Source organism: Streptomyces sp. NPDC058375, assembly GCF_042723425.1.
GTDB lineage: Bacteria > Actinomycetota > Actinomycetes > Streptomycetales > Streptomycetaceae > Streptomyces > Streptomyces durocortorensis.
The window spans coordinates 1-12,529 of sequence record NZ_JBHXJG010000029.1; the positions used below are offsets into that span (position 1 = coordinate 1).

At 70.8% G+C, this 12,529-nt stretch carries 11 protein-coding genes and 1 pseudogene; 6 read left to right on the forward strand and 6 right to left on the reverse strand.

Translation table 11 applies throughout. The features are described from left to right. Positions 1–31: 31 nt before the first annotated feature. From ACFWM7_RS07570 to ACFWM7_RS07590, 5 genes and pseudogenes are all read right to left on the reverse strand, one after another. Positions 32–735 (reverse strand): annotated as a pseudogene (locus tag ACFWM7_RS07570) (hypothetical protein). Positions 736–1,043: 308 nt separating this feature from the next. Next, complete coding sequence (locus ACFWM7_RS07575) at positions 1,044–1,763, reverse strand: ABC transporter permease (protein ID WP_383256272.1); 720 nt, start codon at positions 1,761–1,763, stop codon at positions 1,044–1,046. A 30-nt stretch (positions 1,764–1,793) separates the two neighbouring features. Next, positions 1,794–2,705, reverse strand: a complete 912-nt coding sequence (locus ACFWM7_RS07580) for an ABC transporter ATP-binding protein (protein ID WP_356565706.1) — start codon at positions 2,703–2,705, stop codon at positions 1,794–1,796. Further along, positions 2,702–3,610, reverse strand: coding sequence for an ABC transporter permease (locus ACFWM7_RS07585; RefSeq protein WP_383256274.1), 909 nt, complete (start codon positions 3,608–3,610; stop codon positions 2,702–2,704). Before ACFWM7_RS07585 ends, ACFWM7_RS07580 begins: the two co-directional genes overlap by 4 nt. Then, positions 3,600–4,643 (reverse strand): ABC transporter ATP-binding protein, encoded by a 1,044-nt coding sequence (locus tag ACFWM7_RS07590; protein ID WP_383256343.1) that lies wholly within the window; start codon positions 4,641–4,643, stop codon positions 3,600–3,602. Before ACFWM7_RS07590 ends, ACFWM7_RS07585 begins: the two co-directional genes overlap by 11 nt. Positions 4,644–4,903: 260 nt before the next feature. Here ACFWM7_RS07590 and ACFWM7_RS07595 point away from each other — a divergent pair, with 260 nt between their 5' ends. The 4 genes from ACFWM7_RS07595 (at position 4,904) to ACFWM7_RS07610 (ending at position 9,248) form a co-directional block, all read left to right on the forward strand. Beyond that, positions 4,904–5,764 (forward strand): M24 family metallopeptidase, encoded by an 861-nt coding sequence (locus ACFWM7_RS07595; protein WP_383256276.1) that lies wholly within the window; start codon positions 4,904–4,906, stop codon positions 5,762–5,764. Further along, positions 5,761–7,533: an SDR family oxidoreductase gene (locus ACFWM7_RS07600; protein ID WP_383256278.1), complete on the forward strand. Its 1,773-nt coding sequence runs from the start codon at positions 5,761–5,763 to the stop codon at positions 7,531–7,533. Before ACFWM7_RS07595 ends, ACFWM7_RS07600 begins: the two co-directional genes overlap by 4 nt. Continuing rightward, entirely contained in the window at positions 7,530–8,507 is a 978-nt protein-coding gene (locus ACFWM7_RS07605) for a MerR family transcriptional regulator (protein ID WP_383256279.1), read from the forward strand. The genes ACFWM7_RS07600 and ACFWM7_RS07605 overlap by 4 nt, the downstream gene beginning before the upstream one ends. A gap of 174 nt (positions 8,508–8,681) precedes the next feature. Then, positions 8,682–9,248 carry an RNA 2'-phosphotransferase gene (locus ACFWM7_RS07610; protein WP_383256281.1) on the forward strand — a complete coding sequence of 189 codons (567 nt, stop codon included), beginning with the start codon at positions 8,682–8,684 and terminating at the stop codon, positions 9,246–9,248. A gap of 29 nt (positions 9,249–9,277) precedes the next feature. On the opposite strand, the gene ACFWM7_RS07615 is transcribed toward ACFWM7_RS07610, so the two are convergent. After that, positions 9,278–10,171, reverse strand: coding sequence for an LLM class flavin-dependent oxidoreductase (locus tag ACFWM7_RS07615; protein ID WP_383256284.1), 894 nt, complete (start codon positions 10,169–10,171; stop codon positions 9,278–9,280). A 181-nt stretch (positions 10,172–10,352) separates the two neighbouring features. Between ACFWM7_RS07615 and ACFWM7_RS07620 the strand changes: the two genes are divergently transcribed. Further along, entirely contained in the window at positions 10,353–11,495 is a 1,143-nt protein-coding gene (locus ACFWM7_RS07620) for a hypothetical protein (protein ID WP_383256286.1), read from the forward strand. 123 nt (positions 11,496–11,618) lie between these two features. After that, positions 11,619–12,488, forward strand: coding sequence for a Cof-type HAD-IIB family hydrolase (locus ACFWM7_RS07625; RefSeq protein WP_383256288.1), 870 nt, complete (start codon positions 11,619–11,621; stop codon positions 12,486–12,488). Positions 12,489–12,529: the final 41 nt, after the last annotated feature.

A 12,529-nucleotide genomic window follows, 5' to 3' on the forward strand; every position in this document is an offset into this window, starting at 1 on the left:
GCACCGTACCCACGGTGCCGGGCCGCCTCGTTCAGCGCCGGCCGCGCTGCCCGTTACGGCGGCGCAGATCCTTCAGCTGCCCGGCGAAGGCGTCCATCCGCCCGTCGAGCTGCACGACGTCCTGCTGCACATCCGCCAGCCGCAGACTCATCGCGCCGACCACCTGGTGCGTCATCTCCACCTTCCGGTCGAGGCTGTCGAGCCGCTCGGACATCCGCACCAGCACCGGCCCGAGCTCCTGCAGCGCACTGCCGACTCCGGTGAGGCAGCTCTCGATGCGCGTGACGCGGTGATCGAGGGAGGCGTACTGCGTGCGGAGCGACTCCTCGGCGTCGAGGAGGTACGTACGCACGCAGCGGGCGATGTCGCTGTCGCGAAGAAGCATCGCGATGTTGAGGACGGTGCGACGGGTGTAGAGCCGCAGCTGCGTGGCTGCCTGTGGATAACTTTCCACCCCCTCACCGGCCCATAGCGACACCATGTCGCTGTGGAAGGACCGCAGCTCAGCGCCGCGCAGCACGCGCAGGCCGTTTTCGGTGAGCCCTTCTGATGCCGGTCGGTCAGCCTCCTGACCGCCCCTGTGGATACTTCGAAGTAACGAGCCACGTCCTCTGTGCGAACGTGAATTCCGTCCGGGAGCATGACAAGGCTCTTCACCTTGTCGAGGACATCGACGCGCCCCATCTGCTCCCCGCGCAGCGCGCGCGATTCGAGCAGGGCGACTTTCGTGGGCATGGGTGTGCCTTTCGTACGAGGGAATGACGAGGACGGCCCACACCCCGGGCTTCAGGGGTGGAGGACGCTCACGGTTGCCACTCACTCGATGACCGGTCCGGTGGGCTGAGCCTCACCCGGTGCCGGCATTCCTCGATTTCACGATCCCTACGACGCCACGGATTCCAATTGCCTCCACGCACCCTGCTCAACGACCCGATAAACGTACGGTTACCGCGCACACCTGTCCGCTCATACGACGACCCCCGCCCTTGTCGGGACAGGGGCGGGGGTCGTCGGGGCGCGGCAGGGGGCTCAGACCGCAGGCCTCACTCCTCGCCCGCCAGCTTCAGCGTGCGCAGCTTCTGGCCCGCGTACCAGGTGGCGGCCGCCGTGACCGCGACCAGCAGGACCGTGGCGAGCGGCAGGCCGACCTCCGAGGTCACCACGCCGTTGCCCGAAACCTTCTCGGCCACCGCCAGGGACCACTGCTGGACGCTGAGCGTGCGCGCACCGGCCACCAGGCTGCCGAACAGGGTCTCCCAGACCAGGGCGTAGACCAGACCCAGGACCACCGCGTGCCGGCTGACCGTGCCGAGCAGCAGGAACAGAGCGCTGTACGCGATCGAGGCGACCAGCGCCGCGATCGTATAGGCGACGGCGATCTGCTGGCCGTTGCCGTTGAGGATCAGGCCCGCGAGCAACGTCGGCAGCGCGGAGAACACCATGGTCACCGCGATGGCCACGATCAGCTTGGTGAAGATGATCGTGGGCCGCTTCACCGGCTTGGCGAGCAGGTAGACGATCGAGCCGTCGTCGATCTCGGGGCCGATCGCCCCGGTGCCCGCGATCACGCCGATCAGCGGCACCATCGTGGCGATGGCGAAGCCGCCGAGGACGTCCGAGGCGACCTGGTCATCGGCCCCGGCGAACATGCGCACGGCCGCGGCGATGACCAGCAGCAGTGCGGGCAGGACGAACAGGATGGCGGCCCGGCGCCGGCCGAGCAGGGCCCGGTAGGTGAGCCGGGCGACTGTGGGGTCGTACATGACGGTGCACAGCTCCTTTCAGGCCACTACTCAGGCCGCTACGAGATAGGAAAAGACCGATTCGAGGGACTCGTCGGACGGCGAGACGGTCAGCAGCCGGATGCCCTGCTCCCGGGCGACCCTCGGCAGCAGTTCGGTGAACCGCCCGAAGTCGACGGCCTGGATGCGCAGCGCCTTCTCGGTCAGATCGACCTCGATGCCCGCCGTGGACGGGTCGGCGATGAGCGCGGCCGCCAGCGCACGGTCGTCGCTGGAGCGCACCAGATAGCGGTGCGGCCGGTCCTTCATCAGCCGGCGGATCTTGCGGAAGTCGCCGGAAGCGGCGTGCCGGCCCGCCACGATCACCTCGATGTGCGAGGCCAACTGCTCGACCTCTTCGAGGATGTGGGAGGAGAACAGGACCGTGCGGCCCTCGGCGCCCATCCGCCGCAGCAGCTCCATCAGCTGCATGCGCTGACGCGGGTCCATTCCGTTGAACGGTTCGTCCAGGAGCAGCACCGAGGGCTCGTGGACCAGCGCGGAGGCCATCTTCACGCGCTGGCGCATGCCCTTGCTGTACGTGGCGATCTTGCGGTCCTGCGCGTACTCCATCTGGACCGTGGCGAGCGCCTTCTGCGCCTCGGCCCCGCCCAGACCATGGAGTTCGGCGTTGGCGACGACGAACTCCTTGCCGGTGAGGAAGTCGTACATCCCCTCCCGCTCCGGGACGATACCGATCTCCTTGTAGACGGCCTCGTTGCGCCAGATCGGCCGACCGTCGAGCGTGACCTTCCCCGTCGAGGGGGCGAGGAATCCGCCCATCATGTTGATGAGGGTGGACTTCCCGGCGCCGTTCGGGCCGAGCAGTCCGGTGACGCCGGGCCCCACGGTCATGGAGACGTCGTTGACGGCGACCACGTTGCCGAACCAGCGCGAGGTGTGGTCGATCTCGATGGTGGTCACAGCCCGACCCTCCGGTAGCGGCGCATCAGGACGGCGTACGAGCCGGCGACGAGCGCGAGAACAACGATCAGGTAGACCACGCCGGCGCCCGCGCCCGGACCTTCCCCTCCGGGGAAGGCGGAGGTCGCGCCGAGGAACGCGGTCTGGATGCCGTCGATCAGGGAGATCGGCGAGAAGAGGCCGAGCCACTGCACGGCCCCCTCCGAGCCGGTCTCCCAGGCGATGACCTGGATCGTGGAGACGGCACCGTAGGTGATGGTCAACAGGGCGATCACCGCCGCGACGCCGAAACCGCGCCGCGGGGTCAGGGCGGCCATCACGAGGCCGAGCCCGGCGAACAGCACGGACAGCAGCGCCACCGACACCAGTCCCTGGCCGAACCACTTGGTCTGATCGGCGAAGTCGAACTTCGCGAGCAGAGAGCCCACGTAGAGGACGAGCAGCGGCGCCCCGGTGAGGATGAAGAGCGCCGAGGCGGTGGCGGCCAGCTTCGCGACCACGTAGTCGGCGCGTTCGATCGGCCGCGAGAAGTACAGGGGGACGCTCTTGAAACGGAGGTCCCTGGACACCGCCTGCGGGGCCTGGGCGGCGATGAAGAGGCCGATGACGGCCTGGAGGTAGATCGCGTACGAGGTGTACTCGATCACCAGCTTGCTGGCGTCCGGCGCGGCCATGGAGACCGCCACCAGGATCGCCGCGACCAGGGTCATCACGCCGAACAGCAGCATGGGAAGCACCTTGGACTTGGCGGAACGGCCCAGTCCGAAGGAGCCCCGCAGGGTCTGCGAGAACAGGGAGCGGCGGGCGTAGGCCCGGCCGAGCCGCGGTCCGTCGTAGGAGCGGTAGCCGATGTTGTGGATCCGGGAGGCGTCGCGCCCGGTCGCGGTGCCGGTCTCAGTGCTCATCGCGACCGCTTCCCTTCTGCTGGACGACCTGCTGCGCGGACTGCGGTACGGCCTGTCGCGCGGCCTGCTGTACGACATCGGCGGCGGCCGGGACGGCGGCGGCGTGCGCCCCGCCCTGTTCGGTACGGAACACCTCGGCGATCTGGTGGCGGCGCTGTTCCATGCGGACGAGGCCGAGCCCGAGCCCGGCGACACTGTCGCGGACCAGGTCGTACGTCTCCTCGCCCGTCGCCTCGATCAGCAGGATGTGGCCCGCGCCCGGCAGCCCCTCCGTGTCGATCCCGTCGTGGCCGATGAGGGTGACCCCGGCCTCGGTGAGGGCCTTGCGCAACGCGCCGGTGCCGTCGGGGTGGGTGTCGCTGTCGGTCACCTCGACCGCGAGGGTCGCGGTGGTCTGGGTGAAGTCGCTGGTGGAGCTGGAGCGCAGGAGGGTGCCGCCGTCGATGACGACGACGTGGTCACAGGTGCGTTCCAGCTCGCCCAGGAGGTGCGAGGTCACCAGCACGGAGATGCCGAAGTCGGTGTGGATGCGGCGGATGAGGCCGAGCATCTCGTCCCGGCCGACGGGGTCGAGGCCATTGGTCGGCTCGTCGAGCAGGACCAACTGGGGGTCGTGGACGAGCGCCTGGGCCAGCTTGACCCGCTGCTTCATGCCGGTCGAGTAGCCGCCGATGGGGCGGTAGCGCTCCTCGTAGAGCCCGACGTGGCGCAGGGTGTCGGCCGTGCGCTCACGGGCCGCCGTGGGCGGCAGCCCCGACATGCGGGCCATGTGCACGACGAACTCGGTCGCCGAGACGTCGGGCGGCAGGCAGTCGTGCTCGGGCATGTACCCCACCCGTTCCCGGATGGCGGCGCCGCTGGTCGCGACGTCGAGCCCGAGCACCGCGGCCCGGCCTTCGGTGGCGGGGGAGAGACCCAGCAGGATCTTGATCAGTGTGGACTTGCCGGCTCCGTTGGAACCCACCAGACCGGTCACACCCGGTCCGATGTCCAACGTGAGCCGGTCAAGCGCGGTCACCCGGGGGAACCGCATGCTCAGGGCTTCGGTAGCGATTACGGCTGTCACGGACACGACGTTAGTGGCGCGGGCCACAGGGGTCGTCAGCCCTGACGGCTGGATCCGCGTCAGACTCCAGGCGTACGCGCCCGTAGGGGGATGCGCCATGGATCCAACGCGGAGCCGGGGTTTTCCACAGGCCGTCCACACCACTTGACGCAGCCGCCGGACATTGTCACATTCATCAGTGTCACGTTACGGGCACGTACCGCACACGGCAGGGAACGGACGGTGGCATGACCGGCTCGACCAAGGCAGTGCAGGACACCAACACCCCGGAGCTGCGGGGGTTCAGAGAAGTCCAGCGCCTGGCCTACGCCTGCGCGGAGGCGGTCGCCGGTCAGCTGCGGTCGGGGGTGACCGAGCGCGAGGCGGCCCGGATGCAGCGCGTCTGGCTGCGCGAGCGCGGTGTGCGCGACTGGTTCCACCTCCCGTTCGCCTGGTTCGGCGACCGTACGGCCTTCGCCGGTTTCAAGGTGCCGCTGCAGTTCTTCCCGACCGACCGGAAGCTGGAGCCGGGCATGCCGTTCATCCTCGACATGGCCCCGGTCTACAAGGGGTTCACCGCCGATGTCGGATACGCGGGGAGCCTCGGCCTCAATCCGCTGCACGACAGGCTGCTGGCCGATCTGGAGGCGCACCGCGAGCTGATCCTGCGGGAGGTGCGCGATCGCCGTTCGCTGCGCGAGATCTACGAGGACGTCGAACGCCTCATGACCGCACAGGGGTACGCGAACAGACACCGGGCCTACCCCTTCGGCGTGATCGCCCACAAGGTCGACCGCGTCACCGAACGCCGTTGGTCACCCCGGGTGTTCGGCTTCGGCACCCAGGCCCTGAAGGGTCTCGTGAGTGACGCGCTGCACGGCCACCGGGACGGCTGGTCGCCGCTGTGGAGCCCCTACCGCTTCTCCGACCACCCGCCGCAGCCGGGCCTGTGGGCGGTCGAACCCCACCTCGGATTCCGGGGTACGGGCGCGAAGTTCGAGGAGATCCTGGTCGTCACCGACTCCAAGGACCCCGAACAGAGCGCTTTCTGGCTGGACGACGATCTGCCGCACGTGCGGCGCTGGGCCGAGGAGAAGGTGGCGGCGTGAATCTGTCTCAGGCGCGTGAGCGGACCGTGCTTACGGGAGGCGTCGAGCTGTGCGTCGCCGAGCTGGGCGAAGCCGGCCGGCCGACCGTGGTGCTGGTCCACGGCTATCCGGACAGCAAGGAGGTCTGGTCGGACGTCGCCGTACGGCTGGCCGAGCACTGGCACGTGGTGCTGTACGACGTACGGGGGCACGGCAGGTCCACCGCCCCGAAGCCCCTGCGCGGCGGCTTCACCCTGGAGAAGCTGACCGACGACTTCCTCGCCGTGATCGACACGGTCAGCCCGGACCGGCCGGTGCACGTGGTCGGTCACGACTGGGGGTCCGTCCAGTCCTGGGAGTTCGTCACGGTCGGCCGGACCGAGGGCCGGATCGCCTCCTTCACCTCGATGTCCGGGCCCTCCCTCGACCACTTCGGGCACTGGATCAAGCGCCGCATGGCCCGCCCCACCCCGCGCAGGGTGGGCCAACTGCTCGGCCAGGGCGCGAAGTCCTGGTACGTGTACATGCTCCACACGCCGGTCCTGCCGGAGCTGGCCTGGCGCGGCCCGCTCGGCAAGCGCTGGCCGGGGATCCTGGAGCGGCTGGAGAAGGTGCCCGCGGGCGACTACCCCACCGCCTCCCTGCCCGACGACGCGGCGCACGGCGCCTGGCTCTACCGCGACAACGTCCGCGCCCGGCTGAGCAGGCCCCGCGCGGACGCCTTCGCCCACGCACCGGTCCAGCTGATCACGCCGACCGGGGACTCCTTCCTCTCCGAGCGGCTCTACGACGGTCTGGAGGACTGGGCCCCCCGGTTGGTACGCCGCTCGATCCCGGCCAAGCACTGGGTGCCCCGCACCCGGCCGGACCAGCTCGCTTCCTGGATCGGCGAGTTCGTCACCGCGAACGAGTCCGGCGGGCGGGACGGCGGGCCCGTGCAGCAGCCGGTGGCGCAGAGCCCCTACGCACAGCGGTTCGGGGGTCAGCTGGTCCTGGTGACGGGCGCGGCCTCCGGGATCGGGCAGGCCACGGCGTTCGCGTTCGCCGAGGCGGGCGCCCGGATCGTGGCCGTGGACCGTGACGCGGAGGGGGCGGCCCGGACCGCGGAGATGGCACGGCTGATCGGGGCGCCCGCGGCCTGGGGCGAGGCGGTCGACGTCAGCGACGAGGCCGCGATGGAGAAGCTCGCCGCCCGGGTCGCCGCCGAGTACGGCATCGTCGACGTCCTGGTCAACAACGCCGGGATCGGGCTGTCCGGCTCCTTCCTGGAGACCACGAGCGAGGAGTGGAAGAAGGTCCTCGACGTCAATCTTTGGGGGGTCATCCACGGCTGCCGGATCTTCGGCAAACAGATGGCGGACCGGGGCCAGGGCGGCCACATCGTCAACACCGCGTCGGCCGCCGCCTTCCAGCCCTCACGGGCGCTGCCCGCGTACAGCACGTCGAAGGCGGCCGTGCTGATGCTCAGCGAGTGTCTGCGGGCCGAGCTGGCGGAGAAGTCGATCGGGGTCAGCGCGATATGCCCCGGCATCGTCAACACCAACATCACCGCCACCGCGCGTTTCGCGGGGGCCGACGCGGCGGAGGAGGAGCGGCTGCGGAAGCGGTCGAGCCGGCTCTACGGGCGGCGCAACTACCCGCCTACGAGGGTCGCCGACGCGATCCTGCGGGCGGTCGTGCGCAACCAGGCCGTGGTGCCGGTGACCCCGGAGGCGCGCGGCGCACGGCTGCTGTCCCGGCTGAGCCCGGGAGCTCTGCGCTCCGTCGCCCGGCTGAAGCCGCCGCTGTGAGCGGCGCGGGGCCGAGGTCCGGTGCGTCGTCGGCCGAGGGCCGGGGAGAGGCCGAATACCGGATCGAGGACCTGGCCCACGCCAGCGGGGCCACGGTGCGCACGATCCGCGCCTACCAGGACCGCGGGCTGTTCCCGACGCCCGAGCGGCGCGGGCGGGCCAATGTGTACCGGGAGACCCATCTGGCCCGGCTGCGGCAGATCGCGGACCTGCTCGACCGGGGATACACCCTGGCCAGCATCAAGGAGTTGCTGGAGGCGTGGGACGCGGGGCGGGGGCTCGGCGGGGTGCTCGGGCTCGTCGCGGAGGTGCACGGCCCGTGGACGGACGAGGAGGCCGACCGGATCAGCCGCCGGGAGCTGGACACGAGGTTCGGCGGCCGGCAGGACGACGAGGCGATCGCCGAGGCGGTGGAGCTCGGCGTGCTGGAGCGCGTGCCGGGGCGGGACGACGAATTCCTCGTCCCCAGCCCGCAGGAGCTGGCGGTGGCCGTCGAGTTGTACGCGGCGGGCGTGCCGCTGACGGCAATCTCCGGCCATCTGCGGGAGCTTCGCGGCCAGGTGGAGCACATCGCCTCCCGTTTCCTGGAGTTCACCACCGAGCACGTCTTCGCGCGCTATCTCGGCCACCGGCCGCCCACCGACTCCGACGCGGCGGAGGCGGCGTCCTTGGTGCGACGGCTGCGGCCGCTCGCCCAGCAGACGGTGGACGCCGAACTGGCCCGCGCCATGAGGACGTTCGCCACCCGGCACCTGCACCATCACCTCGGCGCGGAGGAGACCGCGATCGCCGAGAACGCGACGCGTCCGGTGCTGCTCCCGGCCCGGACAACGCAGGCTGTGCGGGAGCTGGTTGGCGCGGAGCAGGTGGCCGCCTTCGTGGCAGCCGCCACCGAACGGGAGGTGCAGGCACGCGCCTTGGACGACCTCACAGCAACTCATGCCAAAGCGGGCGAAATTGACAAAAAGTCTTAAAGGTCAAGAGAGTTGTCCACAGATCCGTCAAATAGCTTGTGGATAACTCAAGTTGGCTGTGGATCAAACCTGACGGAGAAGAAAGACCGAAGAAGCGAAGAAGAACGACTGCCGGAAGAAACGACGAGTCGAAATACGGATGCACCGACAAGCCCACCCGGGCACTCTGACGCCATGGACGAACGTCGCACCGTCAAGGTGTCCAAGTACCTCTCGAAGCATCTGCGGCACCAGCCGGAACGCATCGGCCTCGCCCTCGACGACCACGGCTGGGTGGCGGTCGAGGAGCTGCTGCGCGCCGCGGCCCGGCACGGATTCCCGCTCTCGCGCGCCGAGCTCGACCACGCCGTCGCCACCAACGACAAGCGACGCTTCACCGTCGAGGGCAGTGCCGGGAGCGGCGTCGAGGGCGACCGTATCCGCGCCAACCAGGGCCACACCGTCGCCGTCGACCTGGACCTGCCGCCGACCGAACCGCCCGCGTACCTCTACCACGGCACGGTCGCCCGGGTGATGGACGCGGTCCGGGCCGAGGGCCTGCGCCCCATGACCCGCCACCACGTCCACCTCTCGCCCGACCGGGAGACGGCCACCCGGGTCGGCGCCCGCCGCGGCCGTCCCCTCGTCCTCACCGTGGACGCGGGCGCGATGCACCGCGCCGGCCATGTCTTCCGGGTCAGCGCCAACGGGGTCTGGCTCGCCGACGCCGTACCCCCGCAGTTCCTGCTCCTGCGCGCCTGAGGGCCGCAGGAGCGGCGGCCGCGGGGCGGTTATGCCAGCTGAGCGGGCGCCTCGGTCGCGATGCGCTCGAAGACCTCCGGGTCGACGTCGAAGACCGAGTCCGGGATCGGGGCGTGGACGACGATCTCGGTGAAGCCCAGCTCCCCGTGGCGCCCCGCGAAGTCGACGAAGGCGTCCACGGACTCCAGCGGGGCCGTGCGGTCCGGGGTGAACCCGGTCAGCAGGATCCGGTCCAGCTCGCCGGCGTCCCGGCCGGTCTCTGCGCAGGCCGCCGTGAGCTTCTCGTTCTGCGACCGCAGCGCGGCCCGCGACTCCTCCGGGGTGCCGTTCTCGTACAGCTTGGGGTCGCCTGTGGTGACCCAGGCCTGCCCGTGGCGGGCGGCGAGCCTCAGGCCGCGCGGCCCGGTCGCGGCGACCGCGAAGGGCAGCCGGGGACGCTGGACGCAGCCGGGGATGTTGCGGGCCTCCAGCGCGGTGTAGTGCGTCCCGCGCTCGGTCACCGCGTCCTCGGTGAGCAGCCGGTCCAGGAGGGGCACGAACTCCGCGAACCGGTCGGCGCGTTCGCGCGGGGTCCAGGCCTCCTGCCCCAGGGCGGTGGCGTCGAAGCCGCTGCCGCCGGCGCCGATGCCGAGGGTGACCCGGCCGCCCGAGATGTCGTCCAGGGAGATCAACTCCTTGGCCAGCGTCACCGGGTGGCGGAAGTTCGGCGAGGTCACGAGGGTGCCCAGCCGCAGGCGTTCGGTGACCGTCGCCGCGGCGGTGAGCGTGGGCAGCGCCCCGAACCACGGGCCGTCCCGGAAGGTCCGCCAGGACAGGTGGTCGTAGGTGTAGGCGGTGTGGAAACCGAGCTCTTCGGCCCGCTGCCAGTTCTTCTGCCCTTCGGCCCACCGGTGGATGGGGAGGATCACCGTGCTCAGACGCATGCCCCCGACGATACGCGGGCTGCCCGCCACCCCGGACATGCCGCCGGAACGGTTGCCGGAGCGGGGTCATATCGTCGGTGGGTTTGCCGGACGCCGCGACGGTGTTCACGCACTTCATGAAGGCCGGAGCCGAACGCGGCGGACGCCTTGACGCTGGCAGGACGAACGGAGGGAACAGCTGATGGACGGTATCGACGAGACCGACACCACCCCGGCGCGGCGCTCCCCGTTGCGGAGACTCCTGCGCAGCCGCACGGCCCGCACCGCCTCCGTCGCCGGCGTGATCGGCGCACTGCTGGGCGCCGGCGTCGTGGCCTGGCGGACGGACACGCTGCCGCTCGTCGGGCCCCGGCCGTGCTGGGACTCCCTCGACGACTCGGCCATGACGGCTCTCTTCGCCGACCGCAGGACCGAGGTCGAGGAACAGAAGCTGCAACCCGACCCGCAGGGCGACAGGCTCATGTACGGGAACTGCCGGATCACGAGCTACGGCACGGGCAGCGGCGAGGAGAGGGCCGTCCGGCAGGTGACCGTGCACGTCCGCCGGCTGGACTCGCTCTTCGGCACCGACAGCCGCACGTGGCCCGCGGAATTCCTCGCCGCGAACATGGCGCCCCTGGGAGAGGATCTGCCCGGCATGGCTTCGGGCCTGCGCGCCTGGGTAGCCCTGCCGCAGAGCTGCACCGGAGGCGGGGACAGCGGCCCGGCTGTGATCGACGCGGGACGGGGACAGCCGGGTCTGGACCTCGACTCGGCGTACGACCCGGCCGAGCGGGCCGCGCTCGCCCGCACGGTGGTGGCGGTCGCGAACGGCGTCATGCGTGACTTCGGCTGCAGCGGCTCCTACCCCGCTCCCGCGGAGCCGGCCGACCCCGTCGACTGGGCCGACGCCGATCCCCGGGCGTTCTGCGGGATCAAGGGGTTCGTCCTGCCCGCCCACCACGAACTGCTGACCACCACACGCACGGTGGCCGGTGACGGCGGCCCCGCCCGGGTCTGCGATGCCTCCTACGACCGTGGCCGGACGTCCGCCCGGTTCACCACCGTGGTCGAACCGCTCACCGCGAACATCTTCGCCGGGGACCTGCTCGACGGCGGGCCACGGATCAAGGGCACCAAGGGGTACGGAACACTCAACGCCACCCGTGCCGTCTACCAGGCCGCATGCAAGAGCGGGCGGGTGGTCTTCATGGTGGAGCAGCTGAAGAACATGGGGTCGGCCGCCGCCGCTTCCTTCACCCGTGACCTTCTGCCCGCCTACGTCGCCGCCGAAGCCCGGCGGATCGGCTGCGGGCCCGAGAAGGTCACCCTGCCGAAGGGGTGACCTTCACCCCTCCCGACGACCCTTTGGCATATGCCAAAGGGGTGTTCCGCAGTTCAGGAGCGGTCCCACTCACATGTGCGCCCTTCCGCACGCACGTGCAGCCTTGTGAGCGAGAATGGTCCGGTGACCTCAGTGACCGATGCGCCTCTCCCCGCCGTGACCCGTCTGATCGCCACCGACCTCGACGGCACCCTGCTGCGCGACGACAAGACGCTGTCCGCGCGCACGGTCGCGGCCCTCGCGGCGGCCGAGGAGGCCGGCGTCGAGGTCTTCTTCGTCACCGGCAGGCCGGCCCGCTGGATGGACGTCGTGCGGAGCCACGTCCAGAGCCACGGCACGGCGATCTGCGCCAACGGCGCCGTGGTCACCGATCTGCGGACGGACGGCGACCTCCTCTCCGTACGCGCGCTGGAGCGCGGTGCCGCCCTGCACGTCGTGCGCACGCTGCGCGAAGTGGCCCCCGGCACCTCCTTCGCCGTCGAGATGACCACCGGCATCAACTACGAACCGGCCTACCCGCCCTTCCACCTGGACCCGGGCGCCACGGTGGCCATCGCCGAAAAGCTGCTGCACGAGGACGCCCCGGGCACCGGCGCGCCCGTGCTGAAGCTGCTGGCCCACCACACCGAGCTGGCGCCCGACACGTTCCTCGACCTGGCCCGTACGGCGGTCGGCGACCGGGCCGCCGTCACCCGCTCCAGCCCCTCCGCGCTCCTGGAGGTCAGCGGGCTCGGCGTCTCCAAGGCCACCACGCTCGCCGCCTGTTGCGCCGAGCGCGGTATCGCGCCCGCCGAGGTGGTCGCCTTCGGCGACATGCCCAACGACGTCGAGATGCTCAGCTGGGCCGGCGCCTCCTTCGCGATGGGCAACGCCCACCCGGACGCGCTGGCCGCCGCCTCGGGCCGGACCGCGACCAACGAGGAGGACGGGGTGGCCCTCGTCATCGAGCGGATCCTCGCCGCCCGGGCGGAAGCCCGCGCAGAGGCCCGCTGAAACCTTTCGGCACACCGGGGCGTGGAGGCCCCGCCGTCGGC